Source organism: Streptosporangium lutulentum, assembly GCF_030811455.1.
Lineage (GTDB): Bacteria > Actinomycetota > Actinomycetes > Streptosporangiales > Streptosporangiaceae > Streptosporangium > Streptosporangium lutulentum.
In genome coordinates, this window is the sequence record NZ_JAUSQU010000001.1 from 10,228,299 (window position 1) to 10,252,899 (window position 24,601).

Genomic DNA, 24,601 nt, shown 5'->3' on the forward strand with positions numbered 1-24,601 from the left:
GGATAGCCCGATACAGTCAGGTGCATCATGAATTCCCGTCCGGTGCCGCTGATCCCTCCGGCGCTCCGTGCGTTCCTGGTCCGGGTCCCTCTCCTGGTGCCCATCGTGCGCCTCCTGCGCCGTGGCCCGCTGGCCCGCGACCGCAACCTGCTCATCACGCTGATCGTGCTGACCCTGCTGCTCGGCGGTCTGGCCGCCCGGGTCTCCATGGAGTGGTTCTCCCCGGCGCTCATGATCCCGATCACCCTTGTCGGCGGCCTCCAGCTCCGGCTGTCCAGCCTCGCCAAACTGCTGTGCGCGGTCGCGGTCTCCATCATCTACGTGGCCGTCGTGCGCGGGGTGGGGCACATCGGCCCCGGCCTGCTGGTGACCTTCGGCTTCACCTCCGTCCTGGCCGCGCTGATGGCCCGCACCCGGGGCAAGCTCGGCGTGCAGGGGCTGCGCGGCGACGCGATGCTGCTGGAGTTGCGCGACCGCCTCAAGAGCCAGAGCGAGCTGCCCCCGCTGCCCAAGGACTGGGGCTCACGGGTGGTTCTCAAGCAGGCCGGAGGCTCCTCCTTCGGAGGCGACTTCCTGGTCTCCATGCGCGAGGGTGACATCGTGGACCTCGCCCTGGTCGACGTGTCGGGCAAGGGCGTCGACGCGGGCACCCGGGCGCTGATGCTGTCGGGCACCTTCGGCGGCCTGCTCGGCTCGGCCACCGACTTCCTGCCCGCCTGCAACACCTACCTGCACCGGCAGCGTGAGGCCGAGGGCTTCGTCACGGCCGTCCACGTGCGGCTCAACCTCGCCACCGGCGAATACGTGATCACCTCGGCCGGCCACCCCCCGGTGGTCAAGTTCGAGGCGGGCACCGGGACCTGGCGGGTCTCGACGGCCAAGGGCGTGGTCCTGGGCGTCGTGCCCGACCTGCACTGCGAAACCGACCACGGGATGCTTCGCAAGGGCGACGCGCTCATGCTCTACACCGACGGCCTGATCGAGCAGCCCGGCCGCGACATCGACGCCGGCCTCGACCGTCTGCTGGGCGAGGCCGAGCGGCTGTTGCCCTCCGGGTTCCGCGACGGCGCCCGCCATCTGGTCACCGCCATGTCGTCGGGGCACAACGACGACTGCGCGCTCATCCTCATCTGGCGCCCCTGACCCCGGGCGGGCCCCGGCCTCCGGTGGCGTCGATGCCGGTGAGGCTCGATGCCCGCACGTGAGGTGTCCGTACGTTCATGTGAGATGCCGCACGTGAGGTGTCCGCACGTCATGTGAGGTGTCCGTGCGTGAGGTGTCCGTGCGTGAGGTTTCCGTGTGCGGGGTGTCACAGCCATCCGGAGTCGAAGGCGATGCGCACGGCGTCGAGGCGACTGCGGGCGTGGGTCTTGCACATGATCCGCGACAGGTGGTTCCGGACCGTTCCCACGGAGAGGAAGAGCTGATCGGCGATCTCGCCGGACCGGGCTCCCTGGGCGGCCAGCCGGAGCACGTCCAGCTCCCGGCGGGTCAGCGGGTTCTCCACCAGCTCCAGGGCGGCGAGGGCGAGCTCCGAGTCCACCGAGCGGCGACCGGCCGCGACCTGGCGAACCCCGTCGGCCAGCTGCTCCGGAGCGACGTCCAGACTCATGAACCCGAGTGCGTGGACGCCGAAGGCGCGGCGGACCTGACCGGGGCTGGGATCGCGCGACAGCAGGAGGACCCCGCAGCGAGGGGCCTCCTCGTGCAGCCGGAGCGCCACGGTGAACCCGTCGGCGCCGGGAAGACCCAGGTCGATGACCGCGATCTCGGGCTCGTGACGCAGGACGGCGGGCACGACCTCCTCGCCCTGGCCCAGGTCGGCCACCACCTTCAGATCGGCCTCGCACTCCAGCGATGCCACCAGGCCACGCCTGACCAGGGGCAACTGCTCGGCAACCAGGATCCCGATCAAAGTTTTCCTCTCGCTCTCTCGCCCGGTCTTGTCACAATGTAATTGATCGATCGCTTATTGTCACCAAAGTGACCATGTTCATCCAAGCCCGCACAGGCGGCTCGATCCGTCGCGCCCATCCCGGTGGCAACCTGTAGCCTGGATAATTCGGCTAATCTCCTATGGGGCACTGTCGACAAATCCGCGACCGGGGGTACGAACCTGTGAGCTGGCTCTATGTGATCGGCATCGTCGGTTTCCTTCTCGGGCTGATGGCTTCGATCGCGCTGCACGAGATCGGCCACCTGCTGCCGGCGAAGCTGTTCGGCGTCAGGGTCACGCAGTACATGGTCGGGTTCGGCCCGACCATGTGGTCGCGGCGCAAGGGCGAGACCGAGTACGGCATCAAGTGGATCCCGCTCGGCGGTTACATCCGGATGATCGGAATGCTGCCGCCCAGGCCCACCGACGATCCGAACAAGCTGCGTTCGGTCTCCACGGGGCCCTGGCAGGGCCTGATCGAGAACGCGCGCGAGGTGGCGCTGGAGGAGGTCAGGCCCGGCGACGAGGACCGGGTCTTCTACCGCAAGCCCTGGTGGCAGAAGGTCATCGTCATGTCCGGCGGCCCGGCCATGAACTTCGTGCTGGCCTTCATCCTGTTCGGCGTCGTGCTCATGGGCTTCGGCGTCCAGGTGGCATCGAACGGGACGCAGATCGGCGCGGTCCCCGCGTGCGTGAAGACCACCGCCGAATACGCCGAGAACCCCGAGTGCACCGCGGCGGACAAGCCCAGCCCGGCTGCGGCGGCGGGGTTCAAGCCGGGCGACAAGATCCTGTCGGTGGCGGGCAAGCCCGCCACGAGCTGGGAGGCCGTGACGCGAACCATCCGCGACCACGGTCCGGGGCCGATGGCGTTCGAGATCGACCGGGCGGGGCAGAAGATGACCCTGACCCCGAACCTGATCGCTCAGGACCGGGAGTCCCTCGACGAGCCCGGGAAGATCGACAAGGGTGTGGGCTACATGGGCGTCAGCGCGGTGGTGACCATCGAGAAGCAGAGCATCGGCGCGGTGGGCTCCCAGATGTGGGACCTCACCGCGGCCACCGCCGGTTCGCTGATCCGCTTCCCGCAGAAGATGGTCGGCGTCTGGCACGCCGCGTTCTCCGGCGACGAACGCGACATGAACGGCCCGATCGGGGTCATCGGCGCGGGCCGCATCGGCGGTGAGATAGCGGCGTCCAGCATTCCGCTGGAGAACAAGGTCGTCGTCTTCATCAACCTGCTGGCGGGCTTCAACCTGGCGATCGGCCTGTTCAACCTGGTCCCGCTGCTCCCGCTGGACGGCGGCCACGTGGCGGGCGGCCTGTGGGAGGGGATCAAGCGCGGATACGCGCGCGTCGCCCGCCGTCCCACGCCCGGTCACGTGGACATCGCCAAGGCACTTCCCCTGACCTACGCGATCGCCTTCATGATGATCATCATGGCCGGCCTGCTGATGTACGCCGACCTGGTCAACCCGGTCCGGCTCTCCGGCTGATCCTCCCCGCGGACGTGCGTTCCGCGGGGGCCGCGGTGAAGGACGGGACGCCGGGGCGGCGTCTCCCCGGCGGCGCGGGATCCTGGAACCGGCGGCGCGAGATCCGGGCATGACCGCCGCGCGCGGGGTCGGTGAGCCGCGAGGCCGGTGAGCCGGGGCGGCGGGGGCGACGCCCGACGTGATGACCGTGCCCGGCGGTCCTACTCGCCGGTGGCGCCGTCGATTCGCTCGCGGATGAGGTCGGCGTGGCCGTTGTGCCGGGCGTACTCATTGGTCATGTGAATGAGGATCCAGCGCAGCGAGACCTCCTCGCCCCCGCGCAGGCCCTTGCCCACGAGGTCGAGGGGCAGCCCCGAGGAGAGCTCGCGGGCATTGGCGATCTCGGCCTGCCAGCGGGCGAACGCCTCTTCGGCGGAGGCGGTGTCCACCAGGTCGAACTCTCCATCGGGATGCCGGTCGGTCCAGTAGATGCCGGGGGTGTTCTCACCGGTGAGGACATTCCGGAACCAGTAGCGCTCGACGTCGGTCATATGGCGGACCAGGCCCAGCAGGGACATCGTGGATGGTTCGGCGGAGCGCAGGCGGAGCTGGTCCTGGGACAGCCTGGCGCATTTCACGGCCAGGGTCTCCCGTTGCCAGTCAAGCCAGGAGTGCAGCATGGGGCCCTCGTCGGCGACGAAGGGGGGATCGGTCCGGTTATCGGTCATACCGCCCAATCCTGTCCGTACCGGAAGTCGCTGTCATGCGGTTTGCCGGGGACGAAGATCCCTTCGAAGGGCTGTGGAGGGCCCCGGCGATCGCGGAGCCGGGCCTGAGGCGTCATGCCCCGCCGAGGAGTTCGCGAACGCGTGCGGCGTAGGCACGCGGGTGTGTCAGGTTGCCGTTGTGGCCGCCGGGGAACGTCTCGAGGCCGGCCCCTACGAGATCGGCCAGTTCCTGCGCGCACCGGTAGTCGAAGACCGTGCGCGGGGTGGTGCGGCCGGCCGCCGGGATGATGCGGGTCGGCGTGTTCTTCAGCGCGGCGACGTCCAGCGCGTCGTCCAGAACCGCGGTGAAGTCGTGCTCGACGAAGAACTCGAAGTTGGCGGTCCGCTCGGGAGTGAACGGGTGCTGGGTGAGATTCGGCTCCGTCTCCTGGTCGGCCATGCTGATGCCGAGGAGCTTGGCGATCACCTTGACGACCGCGGGCAGGCCGTCGCGGCGGTAGACCTCCTGCATCTCCCGCAGTTCCTGCTCGTGATGGGTCCGTTCGGCGTCGGGCAGCAGCCGTGGCGCGACGGGTTCGTGCGCGATGAGGGTGCTCACCTGGCCGGGGTGACGTAGGGCCAGGTGGAAGCCGATGACGGCGCCGATGCTGCAGCCGAGCATGAGTGCCGGCTCGTCGGTCAGGAAGGCCAGCAGGCGGTGGACGTCGTCGGCGTGTGCCTCCATGGTCACCCCCCGCGCGGGGTCGTCGAGCGTGCTGCGGGAGAGCCCTCGCCGGTCGTAGGTCACCACCGTGTGGTCCTCGACGAGGTGGTCGACCAGATCCACGCTACGGCCCGCGTCACCCTCTCCGCTCTGGGAGATGAGCAGCAGGGGCCCGGTGCCACGCACCTCGTAGTGGAGGAGGGCGCCGGGGACGTCGAGCAGGCCTGTTTTCGTGCGGTTCATGGGAGTCCCTTCCGAGGGGTGATCGCTTCTCGTCTCCGACCATAACCCATCAAACCCGATGCATCAACTTTGATGTATCTCTTTTGATGTATCGTCGTGAACGTGAACGGAGTCGAGCTGTTTCTGCTGGGACGAACCCTGATGAAGATCGGCGAGGAGGCGATGCCGACGGAGGGCATCGGCGATCACTCCACCGGCGTCCGGACGGTCCTGATCGTGGTGAGCGATCTCCGTGAGCACCCCGACAGTTCGGTCGGAGAGATCGCCAAGCGGACGGGCCTGCCGCAGAGCGCGGTGTCGGCCGCCGTCGCCAGGCTCCGGGAAGCGGGCTCCGTCGTGACGATGACCGACCCCGGCGACCGCCGCCGGCTCCTGGTCCGGCGGGCCCCCGAAGTCTCCGAACGGGTGGCGCAGGTCCGTTCGACGTCTATCGAGGACGCCCTGGGCGCGTCGCTCGGCACCGACGATCCCGAGCGGATCCGCGAGATCGTCGACGCGCTCGAATCGCTCGCGCGGTGCCTGAGCCCCACGAGGTCCACCCGGCGGCCCGGATGAGGTCGGATCCGCCCGCCGGGGACGGGACGTCCTAGATCTTGATGCGGGCGGCGACCGGCAGGTGGTCGCTGCCGGTGGCGGGCAGGGTCCAGGTGGTGACGGGAGACATCGCGCGAGTCATGACGTGGTCGATCCGGGCGAGAGGGAAGGCGGCGGGCCAGCTGAAGCCGAAACCTTCTTTCGCGGGGGTCATCCGGGAGGTGACGGGGGCCAGGCCGCGGTCGTCGAGGGTGCCGTTGAGATCGCCCAGCAGAATGACCTTGTCCAGCCTTTCCGCGGCGATGGCCGCGCCCAGCGCGACGGCGCTCTCGTCCCTGCGGCCGGAGCTGAGGCCGTTCGGCAACCCGACGCGGACCGAGGGGAGGTGGGCGACGTACACGGCCATGTCACCGGACGGCCCCCGTACGGTGGACCGCAGTCCGCGGCTCCAGTCGGCGTCGATGTCCTTCGGTTTGATGTCCACCGGCCGGGAGTCCGCGAGGGGATGTTCGGACCAGAGCCCGACGGTGCCCACGACGGCGCGGTGGGGATAGCCGGACGCGAGGGCGGTTTCGTAGGCGGGCAGCGCGTCGGGCGTCAGTTCCTCAAGGGCGATGAGGTCGGCTCCCGCCTGGGCCAGTGCTCGTGCGGTTCCCGCGTGGTCGGGGTTCTCGTCGTTGACGTTGTGCTGGAGCACCGTCAGGTCGTGTGCCGTCTCCGGGCCGGCGGGCAGCAGCAGCCCGCCGAAGAGGGCGGTCCAGGCGGCCGCGGGCAGTGCCGTGGCCGCCAGCGCGGTGGCCGAGCGGCGCAGCAGCGCCAGGCCCAGCAGTACGGGAACGGCCAGGCCGAGCCAGGGCAGGAACGTCTCCAGCAGGCTGCCGAGATTGCCCACGGTGTTGGGCACGACGGCGTGGAACGCCAGTAGCCCGGCGACCAGTGTGGCGAGCGACGCGAGGATCCACCCTCGCGTCCAGACGGTCCGGCCTCGCGCGTCGCCTCGACGCCGGTCGACGCGCCAGGAGCGCCTCTCGGTGGCCGCCGCTCTTCCTTCCGGCGCCACCTCGCCGTTCGTCTGCTCCATCACGCTCCTGCCGGGGGTGTGAACGGGCCTTCGCCCGTGGACGTCGACGGCGACCGCATTGGCAAGATCGTAACTTCCGAGGTCGTCCGGAGGGCGCGAACGAGGCGATTCAGGCCGGGACACGAGCCTCGGATCGCGGCCCGCCGGGCCCCACGGTGGATCGCCGGGCGGAGCGAGATCGTCGCGTCCGGAGTGACACGGAGATTTTCCCGGAGCACCGCATTTCAAGGAGAAAGAGCGGTCCCGGGCCAAAAAGATCAATCGCGTGCCCGGCCGTAAGCGATCGTTTGTGAGACCGGGCCCCCGATTCACGGATCCTCGGACGATCTCCAAGGCCGTTCGGGCCTGTTCGCCACCCCGTGACCACAAGGGCCCGGCCGCTCGAATCAGCTCTTGACCGCGCCGCGGAAATAATTGAAGACATTTGGCGTGGCACTGGCTTTGGCCGTTGGGAATTTTCGAAATAAATAACATGGGGGTGGAATGTTGGATACCGCAAAGCTGCTCAATATCCTCCAGGTCATCGAGAAGCGCGCAGAACGCATACACAACGATGAGCACACGATAAGCACTTATGTTGAGAACGAGATTCTGACGACTTCCATAGCGGCGCGCGACAACGGTGTCATATACGGGCGCAGGGGTACCGGGAAGACCCATACGCTCAAATATCTGGCGGAGAAGGAGCGGGCCAAGGGGAATCTGGTCGTTTTCATCGACGTGAAACAGGACCTTGGTTCGACCGGGGGGTGGTATTCCGACTCGACGATTCCTCTCGCGGAGAGGGCCTCACGTCTTCTCGTCGACATCATCGCGATGATCCAGGACTGCCTGATCAACGACGCGCTGAACGGCCATGGCGACCTGCGTCCCCTGAACGACATATTCGATCACATCGGCGAGGTCATGGTGATCGAGCAGGAGGAACAGGAGGTCCTCACGGGAAGGGAGAGGGAGCGCTCCGCGACGGACAATCTGAAGGCGGGCATCGGAAGGTCCGGGCTGTCCGTGAGTGTCGGCACCCTGGACAGGTCGCTCGACAAATCATCCGAAAGCGTTCGGATAAAATCCTCCGGGGGCGTTCGTTACCGCGCCCATTTCGGCGCGCTGGGGAAGCTTTTCAAGCAGGCGCTGGAGGCCCATCCGGCGGAGCAGTGCTGGATACTCCTCGACGAGTGGAGTGAGATGCCGATCTCCCTCCAGCCGTACGTCGCCGAGATGCTGCGCCGCATCTTTTTCAGCCTGCCCAAGGTCACCGTGCGGATCGCGGCGATCCCTCACCGCACGGAATGGAGAATTCTCAAGGCGGGCGGTTCGGACTACATCGGCATAGAGATCGGATCGGACCTGTTCCCGATCCTCGACCTCGACGAGTTCGTGATATTCCCCGCCAAGAGCAAAAGGGAGCAGAAAGAGCGGTCGATAAACTTTTTCCAGAACCTCCTCTTCCGTCACATCAACCAGGAGTTGAAATCACAGGATCTGCCGGAGCTGGACTCCCTGGATCAACTGACCACCCTGCTTTTCACACAGATCACGGCGCTTCAGGAGCTGATCAGGGCTGCGGAGGGAGTGCCGAGGGACGCGCTGAGCATAATCTCCAAGGCCGCGATAATAGCCAACGACGAGAAGATCTCCACCAACGACATCAGGCAGGGTGCGCACCGGGTCTACAAAATGACGAAGGCGGCCCTGCTGAGCAGCGCCCCCGAGGCGCGCAAACTCCTCGACGCCATCATCGGAGAGGTGATCTCGAAGAAGAAGGCGAGGGCCTTTCTCCTCAACCAGGAGCACGTCGATCACCCTCTCATCCGCAGGCTGATCGACGACCGCATACTCCACATAATAAAAAAGGACTACTCCAGCGCGGGGGTCCCCGGGATCAAGTTCGACGTCCTGCAGATCGACTACGGCTGCTATGTCCACCTTCTCGGGGCCCCCAGCGCACCTCAGGGAATCTTCGGTGCCGAAGGCCCCAGCGAAGACACGCTGCTGAAGGCCTTCTTCGGCGAAAAAGAAGTCCCCAGGGATGACTATCGCGCGATCAGAAGGGCCCAGCTGGACCTCCCCACCAAGCTCGAGGCGATCCATGTGCCGAAAACCTAGACCACGACCGGCGGGACGCGGCCGGGACGCCTGCCGCCGGGGCAGGTGGAGGTGGTTCAGCCCCGGGCGAGTTCGGTCAGGGCGTCGAGACGAGTCGGTGTCCAGCCGAGCTGCTGCCGGGCTCGGACTCCGGTGAGCCGCTGGTCCAGGGCGAAGGCCTCGGCGATCGGACCCATCCGCTCACGGGCTTGGGCCAGGCTGAGCGAGACGGTCCGCTCGGGGCGGCCGGCCGCGTGGCTGAGGGCCCGGGTGATGTCCGCCATCGGCGGGTTCTGGTCACTGACGCCGCAGTAGACGGACCCGGCCTCGGCGTTCAGCGCCAGCACGTACAGCTCGGCGATGTCGTCGACGTGGACCAGGGCACAGTGGTTGGACCCGTCCCCGATGAGGGGGACCGCGTCCGCCGTACGTGCCGGTTCGACGAAGAACATCTGCAGCAGACCGCCGGAACGGCCGTAGACCACGCCCGGCATCACCAGCACGGGATGTCCTCCGCTGGCGACACGGGAGAGCACGCGCTTTTCGTTCTCCAGTCGCCACGCGGTGATCTGCGGCGGGTTCAGCGGTGAGTCCTCGTTCGCCACGCCGTCGGTGTCGCCGTACACCCACACCCCGCCGGTGTGCACGTAGGGCCGGTCACCGGCGCCGTTCTGCAGCGCCTCGGCCGCGGCGCGGTCGAACTCGGCGGTGTCATCGCTGTAGTTCTGGCCCAGGTGGATCACCCCGTCGGCCTGCCGGGCCGCTCCGTCGAGCACCGCGAGGTCCGAAAGGCCGCCCCGCACCGGGGTCGCGCCCAGGTCTGACACGATCCGCGCGGCGGCCTCGCCGCGTGCCAGAGCGGTCACCTCGATTCCCCGCCGGGTCAGGGCCCGGACCGTGGAGCGGCCGATGTATCCGGAGCCGCCCGTGATGAAAACCTTCATCGCCATCATGCCCTTTCGACTGGTCAGCGGGTGTTTCACCGCGTCTCCAGCCTCGCCCCGGTGCTGCCACGGCGTCCAAGGCTTCTTCCGCGGCCGGTGATGTCCGCGGAGCATCACCGGTCCTGGGCGGGACCGGCCGTGCTAGGCCTGGTCACCGGCGATGCCGGCGAACTCCTCGATGAGAGGTGAGCGCCGATCGGCGCTCCAGGCGAGGCAGACCTGGTTGGGGCCGATGTCCTCGATGGAGACGTGGACGATGTCGGACCGGGTGTAGAAGGTCGCGGTCGACAGGGGAAGGACGACGACCCCGCCGCTCGTCGCGATGTGTTCGAGCTTCTCCTCGACACCGGTGAAGGCGGGCCGGGCGGGCTCCGCCTTCGGACGCTCCGGCAGGTCTCGCCATTCGGGAACGGCGTCAGGGTTCTGAAGCAGTCGCTCGTAGGCCAGGTCGGCGACGCCGATCGACTGCTTGTCGGCCAGGCGGTGATCGGCGGAAAGGACGGCGACGCGCGGTTCGCTGAACAGGGGCCGCAGGCGCAGGCCCTGCCGGTCGACGGGCATCCGGACGAAGCTGACATCGGCGCGGCCGTTGTGCACGACCTCGGTCTGGTCGTCCCAGGACGTCCGCAGCACGCCGATGCTCAGCTCGGGGTGCCGGGCGGCGAGGACCCGGACGGCGGCGGTGACGATGATCCCGGGCATGAAGCCGACGGTGAAGGTCGGCGCCCCGTGCGCCGCCTGCTCGATGCGGCGTCCCAGCGCCGCGGCGGAGGCCAGCAGCGGGCGGGCGTCCTCCAGCAACTGGTGTCCGGCGGGCGTCAGCTCGGTGGACCGCTTGTTCCGGGAGAACAGCTGCGCGCCCAGTTCGTGCTCAAGGGCACGGATCTGCCGGGAGAGCACCGGCTGTGTGATGTACAACCGCTTGGCGGCACGTCCGAAGTGCAACTCCTCGGCCACGGCCACGAAGTAGCGGAGTTTGCGCAGGTCGATGTCCACCGTGTCCCCCTTTTTCCTCCTTTTTCGACCCGGCGTCGTGCCTTCAGGGTAGGACAGGCGTCCGGACGGGCGGGAAGGGCGTCCTGCCGCGCACCGCTGACCCGGGGTTCGCGCGGACCGCGCCGGCTCCTCGGACGTCGTCGGCCGGCGGCCCGCGGGCTCGTCGGCCGGCGGGTCGCCGGCCGGATCTCCTCGGTGACCGGAGGAGGCCGGTGCTCACGTCCTTGCTCGGGCGGGCCTGTGGATGACGCCTTCAAGCGGTCGAGAGCGGCCCGTAGGGGCTCGTCGCCGGCCGGGGCTGGAATCCGGCGATTCTGTTCGCGGGAGCGATGATCTTGTCGGCCATGTCCTTGGCGAGGGCTGCGCCCCTGGTCATCCCTCCGGAAGGCGGCCGTGTCCGCCCGCAGGGCCGGCCGAATATCGGACGGACCGAAAACCTTTTGGCGGATTTATCCGCTTTGCCCGATGACAGCTGCTTACTCCTGATCTTACAATCATCCGCACCTGTGATCTTTGGTCACGCGGTGGCTCCACAACCCCCGCGGGGCCTCAAGGGAGCATTCGATGAAAGTGAAATCCCTCGTGGCGAGCGCGGTCGCGCTGGCAACCGCTGCCACACTCCAGCTGTCTGGAGCCGGACCGGCGTTCGCCGACGATCCGCCCGGCCTGACCCCCTCCTCCTCCTCCTCTTCCTCCTCCAAGCCCTCCCACGGTGGCCCGGTCCTCGACGACGTCCACAACGTCCCCACGACCGCTGTCGCGGGGAACGTCACGTTCCTCGACAACGTCAAGGGCGTCAGCGGCTATTCGGGGCTGAACTTCATCCACTACGACAAGTACGGCTATGACTTCATGTTCGCCAACGGCACGGGCGGCCTCGCCGTCTGGTCGTTGAAGGACCCTAAGCATCCCGCCTTCGTCTCGAAGATCACCGCCGCCCAGTTACGCCAGCCCGGGGACACCCAGGACAGGTTCTGGGAAGGCGAGAACATGACCGTCGACCCGAAGCGCAAGCTGGTCTTCCTCGCCCGGGACCCGCGCGGCTTCGGCGGCACCGTCTCGACCGGGCAGTCCGGCGTCTACATCATCGACGTCAAGGACCCGTGGAAGCCGGAGACGGTCGTCTTCCAGCCGATCGCGGCCGGACACACGTCCACCTGCATCAACGACTGCACGTACCTGTGGACGGTCGGCCCGGCCAACACGGGCACGCCGGGCCAGGACCCGTCCTGGAAGGGCGTGCCGCTGCGGGTGACCGACATCCGCGACATCAGGCACCCGCGCAACATGGACGGGGCGCTCGACCTCAACCGGTTCGACGGGGTCACCGACTACGTGCACAGCGTCGACGTCGACAAGAACGGCGTCGCCTGGGTCTCCGGTGAGGGCGGCGTACGCGGCTACTGGACCGAGGGCAGGCACTACGACCCGGTGCAGAAGCGCAAGCGCACCGCGACGGCGTACGACCCGGTGCCGTACGCGGGCGGCACGGTCGTCCCCACCAACCCGGCGGGCACCGAGTTCTTCGACTACTTCGACCACAACGCCTACCACAACACCGAGAAGCTCGGCCGCTTCGACAAGGGCGAGCTGGTCTACATCACCAATGAGAACATCACGACCTGCTCCCAGGCGGGCGAGTTCAAGATCGCTTCGCTGAAGGGCAGCTACGACGGCGAGGCCTGGAAGTCCACACCGGAGAAGCCGTTCCGGATGGACCTGATCAGCCACTGGTCGCCGTGGGGCAAGGAGGGGTCGGCCACCACCGGTAACTGCTCCGCGCACTGGTTCACGGTGAACGGCAACATCGTGGCTCAGGCGTGGTACGGGCAGGGCACCCGCTTCATCGATGTGTCGAACCCCAAGAACCCGACCCAGGTCGGCTACTTCCGCGTGCCCGCGGGAGAGGGTGTGACCGGCGGCTCGGCCTCGGCCACCTACTGGCACAACGGGCTCATCTACGTCGCCGACTACAACCGGGGCGTCGACGTGCTCAAGTTCAACGGCAAACTGGCCGGCAAGCCGGACAAGAAGATCTGCTGGAACTCTTGCGACAAGTAATCGGATCGAACGAAAGCCGGCCCGCGCGGGGAACGACACCGCGCGCGGGCCGGCTTTCGGCCAGGCATGGAGGCAGACGGTGCGACGCCGGAATGCCAGGCGAGCGGTCGCGCGGGGCGCGGCCGTGAAAGTGGCGAGTCGAGCCCGGCTGATCACGCGGCTGGCGGTCATCGCGCTCCTCGTGGCCGGCGGCCTGGTCTCGGACCTCGTCTCCGCCGCGGTCACGCATCCGGCGTACGCGCACGCCTACCTGCTGGAGAGCTCGCCGGTCGACGGCCAGGTGCTGGACCGGCCCCCGGCCGAGGTCAGGCTCCGCTTCAACGAAGCGGTGAACCTCGGCCAACGGTCGATTCAGCTGCTCGACGTCACCGGGAAGAAGCTGGAGATCGGCGCCTCGGGTTACACGGACGGGAAGGCCAACACGGCGCAGGCGAGCCTGCCCACGGGGCTGGCCGAGGGGACCTACGTCGTGGCCTGGCGGGTCACGTCCGCGGACTCGCACGTGGTGTCGGGCGCGTTCAGCTTCAGCGTCGGCCATCCGAGTTCGCTGGCCGTCCCCGTGGAGCAGGACACCGACCCCGCCGTTCCCGTCGTCGACGCGATCGGCCGTGCCCTGGCCTTTCTCGGCATGGCCCTCGTGCTCGGTGGTGCGCTGTTCGTCACCGTGCTCTGGCCCGCCGGCCGGGCCGACCGCCGCGGACGGCGCATCGTGTGGTCCGGCTTCGCCGCGCTGACCGCCGGCACCGTGGTGGTCTTGCTCGTACAGGGGCCGTACGCCGAGGGCGTCCCGCTCACCGAGGTGTTCGACCCCGACCTACTCGGCGCGACGTTGTCCACGCGGTTGGGCCAGGCGCTGCTGGCGCGGCTGCTGATCGTGCTGGCCCTCGGCGTGGCCTTCGGGATCGCCGTACGCCCCGCCTCGCGCCCCGCGGACACCGGGGCGGCCGAGGCCGAAGCGGCCGGCACCACCCGGCGGATCGCGCCGCCCGCGTTCGCCGTGGCCGGCGCCGTCGCCCTGACGTTGACCTGGACGCTGGCGGATCACGCGCAGACCGGTGTGCAGACCTGGCTGGCGGTGCCGGCGACCAGCCTGCACCTCCTCGCCATGTCCCTGTGGCTGGGTGGCCTGATCGTGCTCGCGGCCTGCGTGGTCATCCCGGCGGGAAGGCGGGAACCCACCCGCGCCGTCTCCCTGGAGCCCGCGCTCCCGAGGTTCTCCCTGCTCGCCCAGATCTCCTTCGCGGTGATCGCGGTGACCGGCCTGTACCTGTCCTGGCGGCAGGTGGGAACGTGGGGCGCGCTCGGCGGAACCGTCTTCGGGCGGCTGCTTCTCGGCAAGCTCGCCGTCGTCCTCGCGGTGCTGGCCCTCGCCGCCGGAGCACGCCGGTTCGTACGGCGGCGCGGCCGCGAACCCCTCGGTATCGAGGCCGTCCCTTCCACCGCGTTGCGCCGGCTGCGCCGCTCGGTCGCGGGTGAGGTCGTGCTCGGGATCGCCGTCCTGTCGATCACGGCCGTCCTGGTCAACACCGCCCCGGCCCGCGACAGCTACGCACCCCCGGTGGACAGCACGGTTCCCCTTCCCGCCGCCGCGGCGGACGCGGTCCCCGAGCTGCGAGGCGGCTCGGTCGAGGTGAAGATCGAGCCGGCGAGGTTGGGCGGCAACGTGGCCGACATCTACATCAACGGGCAGGGCGGCTCGCTGGTCGCCGTACCCGAGATCTCCGGTGCGCTCGAGTCGCCGGACCGCGCGATACCGGCGCTGCCCGTCAAGGTGACCGCGGCCGAACCCGGCCACTACGTGGCGAACTCGATGTCCATCCCGTACCCGGGAGATTGGGTGCTGCGACTGGACATCCGCATCTCCGATTTCGACGAGACACCCGTCCGTGTCCCGTTCACGGCACGCTGAAAGGCTGGTGACATACATGCGAGGCGCTGACCGCAAGGCGTCCGGGTGGCGAGTGACCGCGTTCGCCGGCGGCGCGTTCGCCATCGGCGTCCTGGCGGGCTGCTCCAGCGGGGCTCCACAGCCGCTGACCAAGCCGCCCTACACCGCGACCTCCGTCAAGTCCGGCCTCGTCACCCCCGCCGACCTGGGCAAGGGCGCGATCGAGGTCGAGGACAGCGACCACGCCTCCCACGTCGTCTACACGCCCCCGACGAGCATCCCGACCTGTCCGTACGTCCAGCGTTCCGAGGACGTCAAGGTCGTCGTGCAGCCGGCGATCGAGCCGGTGGGCGGGAATCCGATCGGACGGTTCATCGTCGGCCCGCAGCGCGTGGGGCCGACGTCGCTTCCGGTCATCACACAGGGCGCGGTGGTTTTCCAGAGCCCCGCGCTCGCCGAGGACACGATGAACACCGTCGTGGCCGAGTCGGCCAAGTGCCCGGAGACGTTCGGCGTGCTCGGCGGACCGCCGTCCGTCGTGGGCGATTACACGGTCGGCAGCAAGCCGATCGAGATGAACGGATGGAAGGGGTTCGCCCAGCATCTGGTGCACACCTCGCCTCCGGACATGAACCCGGATACCTACGACGATCTGGTCACCGTCGTGGTGCACAAGGCGAACGCCATCGTCTACGTCGGATACGCGCAGATCAAGACGGTGGGCCAGCGTGCCGACACCGAGGAGAAGATCGAGACGTTGATGACGACGACGTTGGCCCGCCTCGGCTAGCGCCCCCCTGGAAATCACCTACCGAAGGCTTGAGGACGTTGAGAGTCCCGTCCGTTAGAGGAACCTTGAGAGGCACGGCCCTCCCAACCGGCACACCCGTGCTCGTCACGGGGGAAAGGGCGCAGATGCTGCGTCGCACTGTGCGTGGCCTCGTCATCACGGCGATGGCGGCCTACCTGGTCGGCGTCCTGCCGGCGGTGGCGTTCGCGCACGTGGTAGTGAGTCCGGACACGGCCGTACAGGGCGGCTACGCCGCCTTGACGTTCCGCGTCCCCAACGAGCGCGACGACGCGAGCACGACCAAGATCGAGGTGCAGCTCCCCGTCGACTCCCCGCTGGCTTCGGTCTCGGTGAAGCCGCACCCCGGCTGGTCGTACAAGATCACTAAAACCACGCCGGCCACGCCGGTCGAGGCGCACGGCGCGCAGATCAGCGAGGTCGTCGGCACGATCACCTGGACCGCGACGGATTCGACGTCAGGGATCAAGCCGGGTGAATACGACGAGTTCTCGGTGAGCGCCGGACCGCTGCCCGAGACCGGCCAGCTGGTGTTCAAGACGCTCCAGCACTACAGCGACGGCGAGGTGGTGCGCTGGATCCAGGAGCCGGCCTCCGGCGCCGACGAACCGGAGCGGCCCGCGCCGGTGCTCCGGCTCATGCCCAAGGGGAACACCCAGGGGAATGCCCAGGGGAGCGCGGCGTCGTCCCCGCCCACGGGCAGCGACCGGGTGACCCTGACCACGGGCACCGCGCTCGCGGACGGGTCGGGCGCGGGGGTTCCGTGGGCGGTGGGACTGTCCGCGGCCGCGCTGGTGATCTCCCTCGCGTGCGCCGCGACGCTGGTCGTACGGTGGCGCCGGGCGCGATAGCCGCCACGATCACACCGACCTGTTCTCACCGCGCGACCTGGCCATGCCGTGGGCGGCGGGCGAGGTGTTCGAGACCGGGTCGGAGCCGCTCAGCGATGACCGGATCGGCCGCACCCGCCGGGTGACCGCCTACCTGAGCGCGGTCACCCGGCACCGACGGCGTGCCGGCCGGCGTCCGGCTGATCCCGGGCACCGGCCGGTCACTCCGATCATCCCGCAGCCCACCGAGCTCCAACTCCATCTCCTGGACCTTCTCGACATCGATCCACGAGGCCTCCGCTGAAGATCACTCACATGTGGAAACGGGGCTAGCTCTCCTTCACCGAAGGAAGCCGGTCCGTCCACTCGGTGGTCACGGAGATAAACTTTTTGTCCCAGGCCAGGCCGCCGTCGCCGGTGAGGACGAGGTTGGCGCGGGTCACCCGGGCCTTCTCGGGATCGACGACCAGCTCGATGCTCTTATCGCCGACGGGGACAGGCAGTCGCAGTTGCCGGCCGCCTTCGACCGCGCCCACGTTCTCGACTCCCGGCGTCGCGGCGAGTGCCCGGAACGCCGCCGAGCGGACCTCCGCGGGCGCCGGCAGCTCCGTGATCAGCGTGAACAGGGTGAGGGTGGGATCGCCTTGGATCTCGGATGGGGACATGTCGTTCTCGTTGCCCTTGCGCTCGGCGATCCACGCCTTCAGCGCCTCCGGGTCCGTCGGCAGCCTCTCGAGCTCCTCGAAGCTCATCGTGGCGCCCTTGAGGCTGAGCGTTTTCCAGGTCGGTACGACGGCGTCGGGGGGGTCCCCCGGCTCGCCCTTGGTCCAGCGCTTGCCGTCGCGACTGGTCCAGCTCTCCATCGGCGGGATGTCCGACTCGAACCACTGACGTGTGACGTGCCAGTACGTCCCGGAATCTTGGGGCGTACGTTCCGCGCTGACGGCGGCCATGAGCAGGACCTCCTTGCCCGTGACCGATGCGCCGTCGTTCGTGGGCGCCCCCGTGGCGAACACGACCGTGGCGGCCGCGGCGGCCCCGGCGACCAGGGCGACTCCCGGCACGAACCAGCGGGCTCGCCGGCGCACCCCGCCCGCCCGCGTCCTTCGCCGGAGGCGGTCTCTGCCGTGCGCGACCGCCCCGGCGGACGGTTCCGGCTTGGCCAGCAGAGCGGCGATCTCTTCCAGGTCATTCATGGGTCGTCTCCTTGTCTCTGAGAATCTGGATCTTGGCGCGGGCCCGGTTGAGCCGCGAGCCCACCGTGCCGAGGGAAATGCCGAGCGCCTGGGCTATCTCGTTGTAACTGAGCTGGCCCAGCGCCAGGAGCAGCAGCACGTCGCGCTCGCCGCCGTTCAGTGAGGCGAGCGCCATGGCCAGGTACGGCTGGGCGGTCACGGAGGTGACGACCCGGTTCTCGTGTCCTTCCACGACCGGCGCGGGGTCCAGTCGGGCCAGCGCCTTGTAGTGGCGGGCCTCCTTGCGGCGGTGCCTGGCCACCAGGTTCGTGGCGAAGCCGAACAGCCAGGGCCGCAACCCCCCTTTTCCCGGGTCGAACCGATCACGCTGGTCGAACGCCAGCAGGAACGTCTCCGCCGCGATGTCCTCAGCCATCTGGGTATCCAGGCGTCCCGCCACGTACCGGTGGATGTCGTGGAGATACCGGTCGTACACGGCGGTGAACAGCTCGGGGTTCCGCCGGTAGTCGGCGACGAGGTCGGCGTCGGTCACCTGCTCGCCCACTCCGGCGGTCATGTGCCCGTCTCCGTCATGAGTGTGCCTTCCGGATGGTGATCATTGCTTTCATCCACACTTCGCCGCACGCCCGCGTTTTCTTCCCGCCTCCGAAGGGCGGCCGTTCAGCAGCCGGGCACGTCTTTCGTGCCACCTCGTCCCGCCACCGGGGTGATCGCCGCCTTTTTCCAGAAGGACCCGACGTCACCTATCGCGAGGACGCCCGCGGGGTGAGGACCGGCACCGCTCCCCGAATCCTGGCCGGCCTGCGCAACCCGGCCGTCGGTCTGGCCCGCCTGATCGGCTGGATCGCCATCGCCGCCGCCGTCGATCACTATCGCAGCCACCCGGCCCGCGGCCTTCGGCCACCCGGTCTCACCACGTGGGAACGCTTCAGCCCTGGCTCGCCGGGACGGCCGCACCGGCTGCACGAAACCGGGTGCCCATGCTTCGGCGACGCCTGAGGGAGCGAACGACGCGATGGAAGACCCGAGCGTGGCCTGGCTCTTTCCGATATCGCTGCCGGACAAGACCGGCGATATCAGTATGCTTTATCGTCGCGTTTTTCTCGCGCTTCACTTTCTGTCTCCTTTTCCCCGCTTCCTCGCTCGCCTGTGGTCATTCGATAAACAGTCGACGTCGAATGGGAAAAAATCATCGCCGGGAATTATAGGCCAAGATCGACCGAGTCGTAACATGATTAAAATCGTCGGAAAAACGTCTCGTTCGCTGTAAAGCCGGGCGCGACCGGAAGCGGTTTCCCGGTGAAACTCGGCGCCTATTCAACCGTCCAATGACATTGCACGCACGTGCACAGAAAAACCGTTCACGCGGCCCCCTGTTCGAACCGTGTGACGGCGACCCGATCCACCGTCGTGAGAGGCCGGCGACTTCGGAGGCTCCGCCGGCCTCTCGCGACGGGTCGTCTCAGCCGCGGACCGTCTGCTCCCCCCCCCGGCCCGTCCGCCTCGGTCGCGCCGACGTCACCGACCGACGGCGGGGCCTGCCGGATGTCGTCGGCCGGTTCGCCGGCCGCCGACACGGCGCGAACCAGCAGCAACACCCGTAATGGGGAGCGATGTACCAGTTGGCCTGATTGTGATCTTTACATGCGGAAAATGGTGAGTTACGTTGATCACTGGAATTACCCGTCGGGTGGCGCCCCCGACATAAAGCGTGACTGTTATGCCTCTGCCGGCGAGGCATTCCCCGAAGTGACGACAGGAGATTTGCCGTGGGCTCCTTCGACAACTCTTATCCATCACCAGGTGAACAAGAAGCGTCCTCTCACTATCCGGCGATTCCACATTCACAGCGAGTGGCGCGCCGCTCACGGCGGCGTATTAAGCGCCCGCTCTCGATGCTGGCGGCCCTGTTTGTGAGTGCCGCCGTCGTCATTGCCAATGCGCCCATGTGGGGAACGGACAGCGCCGTCGCACTCGACGACACGGTGCTGTCTTCGGCCGCGAAGTACACCATCGGCCTGCAGCCGGTCGAGGACCCGGGGCCCTTCCCGGGGAGCGTCACACCGACGACTCCCACCATCACGATCGCCGGCGAGCGTGACGGGCAGAGCACCTTCGACGTCGTCAAGTACCCCCAGGTGCAGCCGAAGAAGCCCGGGCAGATGGACTTCGACCACTTCCACACCGGGATAGAGATCCAGTGGTGGCTGAAAAAGTGGGCCCACGATTACCCTGACCTGGTCGACCTGTACGTCGTCGGGGAGAGCTTCAGCGGTCAGCCGATCTACCAGCTGACGATCACGAACAAGTCCACCGGTGCCGACACCGACAAGCCGGCCGCCTTCTTCGAAGGCAACCGGCACTCCGGCGAGACGTCCTCGGCCGAGAGCTCGCTGTGGCTCGCGCACCATCTGATCACGCAGGCCGGCAAGGACGAGAAGGTCAAAAAACTGCTCGCCGAGAAGGCCTTCTACATCCGGCCGGTCAACAACCCGGACGGGCACAACCTGTACCTCTACACCGCCCAGACGAACCGGTCGTCGGTGCGGCCGCAGGACAACGACGGCGACGGCAAGTTCGACGACGACTCCGGCGAAGACCTCAACAAAGACGGATACCTGAGCCAGATGCGCCAGTACGTCGGCGCGGGCAAGGGAACGCACGTGATCGACGAGCGTGACCCGGCCAAGAACGTCATGCTCAACGTCGGCGCCGGCAAGGGCGACTACCTCATGTTCTCCGAGGGGGTCGACAGCGACGGCGACGGTGCTTCCAACGAGGACGGTATCGGCGGTCTCGACCTGCACCGCAACTACCCCTACAACTGGCACGTGATGCCGGAGAACGACGCGACGGGGCGGAACCTGACCCAGGGCGGTGCCGGCGCGTACCCGTTGTCGGAGCCGGAGACCCGCCATGTGTACACCTGGCTGATGTCGCACACGAACATCGGCGTGGTGAACAGCATGGACACGCGGGTGCCCATGCACCTTCGGGGGCCCTCGACCTGTGACCCGGAGGAGTGCATGTACACGAACGACCGCAAACTGTACGAGCACTTCGACAAGGCGGGCGCCGGGTTCACCGGCTACCGGTACACCGGCAGCGTCTACATCGACTACGCCACCCGCAACGGTGGTGAACCCGAGCCGCTGTTCGGTCACGGGCCCGACTTCGGCTACTTCCAGTACGGCTCGATCTGGTACGGCGACGAGCTGTGGAACGGCGGCGACTTCAAGGACTACGACAACGACGACAGGTTCGCCGACTGGGAGCGTTCACGGTGGTGCGCCGAGAACGGCCGTACCAACTGCTTCCTGCCGTGGACCACGATCCAGCACCCCACGCTGGGCAAGGTCGAGGTCGGCGGGATCAACCCCAAGTTCTGGTCGCAGAACCCGTCCGCGGATCTGATCGGTCAGTGGGCCATGAACCAGGCGCGCTTCAACCTCTACCTGTCCGAGTCGCTTCCGCAGGTGAAGCTCTCGCAGGTGGAGGTGAAGCCGCTCAGGCGCGGCCAGAGTGACGGTGCGACCCACGAGATCGCGGCCACCGTCACGAACACGGGCCGCATCCCCACCGCGCTGGAGCAGGCGAAGGAGATCAAGATCGTCGCCCCTGACACCGTCGAGGTCGACGGTGCGAGGGTCGTCGGTGAGGCTCCCGAGTTCTACCTGGACGGCGGGAAGGCACGGAAGGTGACGCTCCGGGTGACCAAGGGCGACACCGACACGGTGAAGGTGAACGCCGTCAGCGTTCGCGGCGGCCTGTCCTCCGCGACGGCACGTCTGAGGTGACCTTCTGACATCGTCCCCGTCTCACGTTCGCGTGGGGCGGGGACGATGTCGTGTCACCGTGCATACGCGCGTTCCGTCCGTCGCCGCGATCAGCCGGCCCGGGGTTTCGTCACCTGACGTACCTTCGGCGAGGCCTGGCGGTGATCGGCGATGGAACCTGGTCGAGCGACGGGGCAGCATCGTCATGCCAGTGGGGACGGAACCGCCTCAAGCCGGAGTGCTAGTACATCGAGATGTGCGGGTGGTCGAAGTGGTTGGCGGTCACTCCGCCGCGGTTGGACATGGTGGTCCAGCCGGAGCCGTGGTTGATGCGCTGTCGCCAGATCACGTATTTGACGCCGAGCTTGGCCTTGTTCTTGATGGCCCAGGCGGCGATCTCGTCGCCGAGCCTGACATGGGCCGCCGAGGGCATGGAACCGCCGGTGCTCATCATGAAGTCGCAGGCACGGCCGAGCGGATGTTCGCCGCCGTCGTTCGCGGCCCGGTAGCAGCCGACCGCGTAGGGAAGGTTGAACCGCTTCTGGACGGCCTCGCGCATGATCCTGGTGCGGTCGGTGATGTTGTCGCCGCCGGTGGGGAGCTGGGGGGCCCAGCTTCCGTTGGCGAGGCGGCCGGAGCCGAGGGGGACGAGCTGGTCGAGCTTGTCCTTGATGTCGTCGATCAGGTCCTCGGCGTCCTTGCGCTGCGCCTCCACCTCCTTGGCCTCCTCGCCGATGTCGTCGGTGAGCTGGGCCGCCTTCTGGGCCGCCTGCTTCCTGCGGGTCAGGCTGCCCGCGAAATCCTGCAGGTGGGCGCTCTGCTGGGCGGTGAGCTGCTCCAGCATCGCCGCGCCGCTCATGTCGGGGGAGAACAGCATCGCGGGCAGGCTTCCGGCGTTGCTCTGATAGCGGATCTGGGCTATCGAGTCGACTTCCTTCTCGGCTTCGGCGTAGGTCTCCTCCGCCTTGCGCAGATTCGTCTTGGCGACGGCCTCGGCCTTCTGCGCCTTCTCGAGAGACTCCCGCTTGGCCGCGTAGGTCTCGATGAGCTTGTCGACCTTCTTGCCCAGCTTGGCCAGATCGGCCCGCAGTTCGGCCTCGGTCGGCTTGGGGGCCGCGTTTCCCGCGGTCGAGGCGCCGAGGGTGAACGTGGTGGCCGAGGTCAGGCACAGGGTCAAAGCCGCATGACGACGGAACGTGGGGGAAAGAGCCGCCACGACCCTCCTTCTTCTCCTTACGCCGACCGGGTTAGCTGACGGGTTCGGGCTGGAGGAAGCCCTTCCACCGAAGTGGATTCACCCCAGGTGCGGTGGTTCCCCGGCTCCCGGGCAAGGCGCCCGGGATTGGGCATATCAACTGCTACAGCTGATGTTGGAAGGATAGTAGTAGTAAAGGAGTGGTCATGCGACTCCATCCCGATACCAAGCGGTGATCAGTCCGTGATAACGGAGCGCAGGAGATGCGCCGTGTGCTCGGGCAGGACGTCGTTCACGAAGGCGCCCATGGCGGATTCCGACCCGGCGAGATATTTCAGCTTGTCCGGTGCCCTGCGGATGCTGAACAGCTCCAGGTGCGCGTACGACAGATCCCGGCCGACGTTGACCGGCGCCTGGTGCCAGGCGGCGATGTACGGCATGGGCACGCCGAACAGCCCGTCCAGCCGGCGGAGCACCTCCGTGTAGAGCGGGCCGAAGGCCGCGCGTTCGGAGGGCTCCAGCGCGAGCAGGTCGGGGACCCGGCGGTGCGGGTAGAGGTGGACCTCCACGGGCCAGCGCGCCGCGGCCGGGACGAAGGCCGTCCAGTGCTCGTTCGACGCGACCACCCGGATCTTGGCCTCCCGCTCCGCGGCGAGCACGTCGGCGAACAGGTTGCCGCCGGTCCGCTCCCGGTGGCGCTCGGCCGCGCCGAGGGTCAGCTTGGTGCGCGGGGTCACGTAGGGGTAGGCGTAGATCTGGCCGTGGGGGTGGGCCAGGGTGATGCCGATCTCCGGTCCCCGGTTCTCGAAGCAGAACACCTGCTCCACGCCCGGCATCGCCGACAGCTCCGCCGTACGGTCGATCCAGGCCTCCATGACCAGCTCGACCTGCTCGGGGGAGAGCGCGGAGAAGGAGGAGTCGTGGTCGGAGGTGAAGCAGACCACCTCGCAGCGGCCGACCCCCGGGCGGACCTCGCTCAACCCGCCGACCTGCTCGTATTCGCCCGGCTGGGCGGAGAAGGAGGGGAACCGGTTCTCGAAGACGGCGACGTCGTAGGAGGACGCGGGGATCTCGGTGGGGTGGCCGGGGGTGGACGGGCAGAGCGGGCACTCGCTGGCCGGGGGCAGGAAGGTGCGGCTCTGGCGGTGGCCGGCCACCGCGATCCACTCCTCGGTGAGCGGGTCGTAGCGCAGTTCGGAGGCCGGCGGGCGCGGCGGCAGGTCGCGCTCGTCGGCCGCACTGCGGTCCTCGTCGTCCCGCAGGTCGAAGTAGAACAGCTCCCGCCCGTCGGCCAGGTGGGTGATCGTGCGCTTCATCTGCTCAGGGTCTCGCTCTCCGGCTGTGGGTTGGTGATGATCAGCTCGCCCACCCTTGAGGTGAGCTCCTCGTGGGCCTCGCCGGACAGGCCGGAGTCGGAGATCACCACATGGGCCTCGGTCAGCTCGGCGATCGTGCTGATCCCGACCGTGCCCCACTTGGTGTGGTCGGCGAGAACCACCAGGCGGTGCGCGGCGGCGACCAGCTCGCGGTTCGTCTCCGCCTCCAGCAGGTTGGGCGTGGTGAAACCGGCGCGGACGCTCATCCCGTGCACGCCGAGGAACAGGGTGTCGACGTGGAGCCTGCGGACCGCCGACACGGCGACCGGGCCGACCAGCGCGTCGGAGGGAGTGCGCACCCCGCCGGTCAGCACGACCGTGCGGTCCGCCCGGGAAGAACGGTGGAAGACGTCGGCGATCCTGATCGAGTTGGTGATCACGGTCAGTTCGGGCACGTCGACCACGAAGTGGGCCAGTGTCCAGGTCGTGGTCCCGGCGGAGAGCGCGATGGCCGTGCCGGGCCGGACGAGCTGCGCGGCCTGCTGGGCGATCGACTCCTTCTCCAGCTGCTGGCGTACCGACTTGGCGGCGAATCCGGGCTCCTCGGTCGAACCGGGCCCGGCCGCGGTGGCGCCGCCGTGGACCTTCTCCACCAGCCCGCGCTCGGCGAGCACCTCCAGGTCCCGCCGGATCGTCATATCTGAGACGCCGAGCTCTCGCACCAGGTCGGCGACCCTCACCCCACCGCTGCTGCGCACTCGCTCCAGGATCGCCTGCTGCCGCTGCTGGGCAAGCATGAACCACTC

The 24,601-nt window shown here is 68.1% G+C and carries 23 protein-coding genes and 1 riboswitch; of the genes, 11 read left to right on the forward strand and 12 right to left on the reverse strand.

Annotated features, from left to right (window positions below; translation table 11 throughout):
* Positions 1-27 precede the first annotated feature (27 nt).
* Positions 28-1,143, forward strand: a complete 1,116-nt coding sequence (locus J2853_RS45995; protein ID WP_307568400.1) for a PP2C family protein-serine/threonine phosphatase — start codon at positions 28-30, stop codon at positions 1,141-1,143.
* A gap of 166 nt (positions 1,144-1,309) precedes the next feature.
* Here J2853_RS45995 and J2853_RS46000 read toward each other — a convergent pair whose 3' ends face one another.
* Entirely contained in the window at positions 1,310-1,915 is a 606-nt protein-coding gene (locus tag J2853_RS46000; protein ID WP_307568402.1) for a response regulator transcription factor, read from the reverse strand.
* 203 nt (positions 1,916-2,118) lie between these two features.
* Between J2853_RS46000 and J2853_RS46005 the strand changes: the two genes are divergently transcribed.
* Complete coding sequence (locus J2853_RS46005; protein ID WP_307568403.1) at positions 2,119-3,432, forward strand: M50 family metallopeptidase; 1,314 nt, start codon at positions 2,119-2,121, stop codon at positions 3,430-3,432.
* A 200-nt stretch (positions 3,433-3,632) separates the two neighbouring features.
* Here J2853_RS46005 and J2853_RS46010 read toward each other — a convergent pair whose 3' ends face one another.
* Together J2853_RS46010 and J2853_RS46015 are read right to left on the reverse strand one after the other, a co-directional pair.
* Positions 3,633-4,139: a DinB family protein gene (locus tag J2853_RS46010; RefSeq protein ID WP_307568405.1), complete on the reverse strand. Its 507-nt coding sequence runs from the start codon at positions 4,137-4,139 to the stop codon at positions 3,633-3,635.
* 112 nt (positions 4,140-4,251) lie between these two features.
* On the reverse strand, positions 4,252-5,085 hold the full coding sequence (locus tag J2853_RS46015) for an alpha/beta fold hydrolase (RefSeq protein WP_307568407.1): 834 nt from the start codon (positions 5,083-5,085) through the stop codon (positions 4,252-4,254).
* Positions 5,086-5,187: 102 nt separating this feature from the next.
* Here J2853_RS46015 and J2853_RS46020 point away from each other — a divergent pair, with 102 nt between their 5' ends.
* Positions 5,188-5,640, forward strand: coding sequence for a MarR family winged helix-turn-helix transcriptional regulator (locus J2853_RS46020; protein WP_307568408.1), 453 nt, complete (start codon positions 5,188-5,190; stop codon positions 5,638-5,640).
* A 31-nt stretch (positions 5,641-5,671) separates the two neighbouring features.
* On the opposite strand, the gene J2853_RS46025 is transcribed toward J2853_RS46020, so the two are convergent.
* A complete protein-coding gene (locus J2853_RS46025; RefSeq protein WP_307568411.1) occupies positions 5,672-6,700 on the reverse strand; it encodes an endonuclease/exonuclease/phosphatase family protein in 1,029 nt (342 codons plus the stop codon).
* A 483-nt stretch (positions 6,701-7,183) separates the two neighbouring features.
* Between J2853_RS46025 and J2853_RS46030 the strand changes: the two genes are divergently transcribed.
* Entirely contained in the window at positions 7,184-8,806 is a 1,623-nt protein-coding gene (locus tag J2853_RS46030; RefSeq protein ID WP_307568413.1) for a helicase HerA-like domain-containing protein, read from the forward strand.
* Positions 8,807-8,862: 56 nt separating this feature from the next.
* On the opposite strand, the gene J2853_RS46035 is transcribed toward J2853_RS46030, so the two are convergent.
* The 3 genes from J2853_RS46035 to J2853_RS46045 form a co-directional block, all read right to left on the reverse strand.
* Positions 8,863-9,729 carry an NAD-dependent epimerase/dehydratase family protein gene (locus J2853_RS46035; protein ID WP_307568414.1) on the reverse strand — a complete coding sequence of 289 codons (867 nt, stop codon included), beginning with the start codon at positions 9,727-9,729 and terminating at the stop codon, positions 8,863-8,865.
* A gap of 141 nt (positions 9,730-9,870) precedes the next feature.
* Entirely contained in the window at positions 9,871-10,725 is an 855-nt protein-coding gene (locus J2853_RS46040) for a LysR family transcriptional regulator (protein ID WP_307568415.1), read from the reverse strand.
* 253 nt (positions 10,726-10,978) lie between these two features.
* Positions 10,979-11,101 (reverse strand): hypothetical protein, encoded by a 123-nt coding sequence (locus J2853_RS46045; protein WP_307568416.1) that lies wholly within the window; start codon positions 11,099-11,101, stop codon positions 10,979-10,981.
* 188 nt (positions 11,102-11,289) lie between these two features.
* Here J2853_RS46045 and J2853_RS46050 point away from each other — a divergent pair, with 188 nt between their 5' ends.
* From J2853_RS46050 to J2853_RS46070, 5 genes are all read left to right on the forward strand, one after another.
* Entirely contained in the window at positions 11,290-12,786 is a 1,497-nt protein-coding gene (locus J2853_RS46050; protein WP_307568417.1) for an LVIVD repeat-containing protein, read from the forward strand.
* A 79-nt stretch (positions 12,787-12,865) separates the two neighbouring features.
* Positions 12,866-14,695, forward strand: a complete 1,830-nt coding sequence (locus tag J2853_RS46055) for a copper resistance CopC/CopD family protein (RefSeq protein WP_307568419.1) — start codon at positions 12,866-12,868, stop codon at positions 14,693-14,695.
* Positions 14,696-14,711: 16 nt separating this feature from the next.
* Entirely contained in the window at positions 14,712-15,464 is a 753-nt protein-coding gene (locus tag J2853_RS46060) for a hypothetical protein (protein WP_307568420.1), read from the forward strand.
* Between the two features lie 125 nt (positions 15,465-15,589).
* Entirely contained in the window at positions 15,590-16,333 is a 744-nt protein-coding gene (locus J2853_RS46065; protein ID WP_307568421.1) for a YcnI family copper-binding membrane protein, read from the forward strand.
* A 43-nt stretch (positions 16,334-16,376) separates the two neighbouring features.
* Positions 16,377-16,616 carry a hypothetical protein gene (locus J2853_RS46070; protein WP_307568422.1) on the forward strand — a complete coding sequence of 80 codons (240 nt, stop codon included), beginning with the start codon at positions 16,377-16,379 and terminating at the stop codon, positions 16,614-16,616.
* Between the two features lie 25 nt (positions 16,617-16,641).
* On the opposite strand, the gene J2853_RS46075 is transcribed toward J2853_RS46070, so the two are convergent.
* Together J2853_RS46075 and J2853_RS46080 are read right to left on the reverse strand one after the other, a co-directional pair.
* Positions 16,642-17,508 (reverse strand): CU044_5270 family protein, encoded by an 867-nt coding sequence (locus J2853_RS46075; protein WP_307568423.1) that lies wholly within the window; start codon positions 17,506-17,508, stop codon positions 16,642-16,644.
* A complete protein-coding gene (locus J2853_RS46080; RefSeq protein WP_307568425.1) occupies positions 17,501-18,064 on the reverse strand; it encodes an RNA polymerase sigma factor in 564 nt (187 codons plus the stop codon). Before J2853_RS46080 ends, J2853_RS46075 begins: the two co-directional genes overlap by 8 nt.
* Before the next feature lie 209 nt (positions 18,065-18,273).
* Between J2853_RS46080 and J2853_RS46085 the strand changes: the two genes are divergently transcribed.
* Together J2853_RS46085 and J2853_RS46090 are read left to right on the forward strand one after the other, a co-directional pair.
* Positions 18,274-18,507, forward strand: coding sequence for a hypothetical protein (locus J2853_RS46085; protein ID WP_307568426.1), 234 nt, complete (start codon positions 18,274-18,276; stop codon positions 18,505-18,507).
* Between the two features lie 947 nt (positions 18,508-19,454).
* Entirely contained in the window at positions 19,455-21,305 is a 1,851-nt protein-coding gene (locus J2853_RS46090) for a M14 family metallopeptidase (RefSeq protein WP_307568428.1), read from the forward strand.
* A 220-nt stretch (positions 21,306-21,525) separates the two neighbouring features.
* Here the strand turns inward: J2853_RS46090 and J2853_RS46095 are convergent, their stop codons facing one another.
* The 3 genes from J2853_RS46095 to J2853_RS46105 form a co-directional block, all read right to left on the reverse strand.
* Positions 21,526-22,500 (reverse strand): coiled-coil domain-containing protein, encoded by a 975-nt coding sequence (locus J2853_RS46095; RefSeq protein ID WP_307568429.1) that lies wholly within the window; start codon positions 22,498-22,500, stop codon positions 21,526-21,528.
* A 6-nt stretch (positions 22,501-22,506) separates the two neighbouring features.
* Positions 22,507-22,643: riboswitch (cyclic di-AMP (ydaO/yuaA leader) on the reverse strand.
* 72 nt (positions 22,644-22,715) lie between these two features.
* Complete coding sequence (gene galT, locus J2853_RS46100; RefSeq protein ID WP_307568430.1) at positions 22,716-23,795, reverse strand: galactose-1-phosphate uridylyltransferase; 1,080 nt, start codon at positions 23,793-23,795, stop codon at positions 22,716-22,718.
* Positions 23,792-24,592: a DeoR/GlpR family DNA-binding transcription regulator gene (locus J2853_RS46105; protein WP_307568431.1), complete on the reverse strand. Its 801-nt coding sequence runs from the start codon at positions 24,590-24,592 to the stop codon at positions 23,792-23,794. Before J2853_RS46105 ends, galT begins: the two co-directional genes overlap by 4 nt.
* Positions 24,593-24,601: the final 9 nt, after the last annotated feature.

What these genes read in the sequence shown, in the direction of transcription:
- J2853_RS45995 (WP_307568400.1), top strand. Translation starts at nt 28, where the DNA reads ATGAATTCCCGTCCGGTGCCGCTGATCCCTCCGGCGCTCCGTGCGTTC.
- J2853_RS46010 (WP_307568405.1), bottom strand. Translation starts at nt 4,139, where the DNA reads ATGACCGATAACCGGACCGATCCCCCCTTCGTCGCCGACGAGGGCCCC.
- J2853_RS46015 (WP_307568407.1), bottom strand. Translation starts at nt 5,085, where the DNA reads ATGAACCGCACGAAAACAGGCCTGCTCGACGTCCCCGGCGCCCTCCTC.
- J2853_RS46025 (WP_307568411.1), bottom strand. Translation starts at nt 6,700, where the DNA reads ATGGAGCAGACGAACGGCGAGGTGGCGCCGGAAGGAAGAGCGGCGGCC.
- J2853_RS46030 (WP_307568413.1), top strand. Translation starts at nt 7,184, where the DNA reads ATGTTGGATACCGCAAAGCTGCTCAATATCCTCCAGGTCATCGAGAAG.
- J2853_RS46035 (WP_307568414.1), bottom strand. Translation starts at nt 9,729, where the DNA reads ATGAAGGTTTTCATCACGGGCGGCTCCGGATACATCGGCCGCTCCACG.
- J2853_RS46045 (WP_307568416.1), bottom strand. Translation starts at nt 11,101, where the DNA reads ATGACCAGGGGCGCAGCCCTCGCCAAGGACATGGCCGACAAGATCATC.
- J2853_RS46050 (WP_307568417.1), top strand. Translation starts at nt 11,290, where the DNA reads ATGAAAGTGAAATCCCTCGTGGCGAGCGCGGTCGCGCTGGCAACCGCT.
- J2853_RS46060 (WP_307568420.1), top strand. Translation starts at nt 14,712, where the DNA reads ATGCGAGGCGCTGACCGCAAGGCGTCCGGGTGGCGAGTGACCGCGTTC.
- J2853_RS46065 (WP_307568421.1), top strand. Translation starts at nt 15,590, where the DNA reads ATGCTGCGTCGCACTGTGCGTGGCCTCGTCATCACGGCGATGGCGGCC.
- J2853_RS46070 (WP_307568422.1), top strand. Translation starts at nt 16,377, where the DNA reads ATGCCGTGGGCGGCGGGCGAGGTGTTCGAGACCGGGTCGGAGCCGCTC.
- J2853_RS46075 (WP_307568423.1), bottom strand. Translation starts at nt 17,508, where the DNA reads ATGAATGACCTGGAAGAGATCGCCGCTCTGCTGGCCAAGCCGGAACCG.
- J2853_RS46080 (WP_307568425.1), bottom strand. Translation starts at nt 18,064, where the DNA reads ATGACCGCCGGAGTGGGCGAGCAGGTGACCGACGCCGACCTCGTCGCC.
- J2853_RS46090 (WP_307568428.1), top strand. Translation starts at nt 19,455, where the DNA reads ATGTGGGGAACGGACAGCGCCGTCGCACTCGACGACACGGTGCTGTCT.
- galT (WP_307568430.1), bottom strand. Translation starts at nt 23,795, where the DNA reads ATGAAGCGCACGATCACCCACCTGGCCGACGGGCGGGAGCTGTTCTAC.
- J2853_RS46105 (WP_307568431.1), bottom strand. Translation starts at nt 24,592, where the DNA reads ATGCTTGCCCAGCAGCGGCAGCAGGCGATCCTGGAGCGAGTGCGCAGC.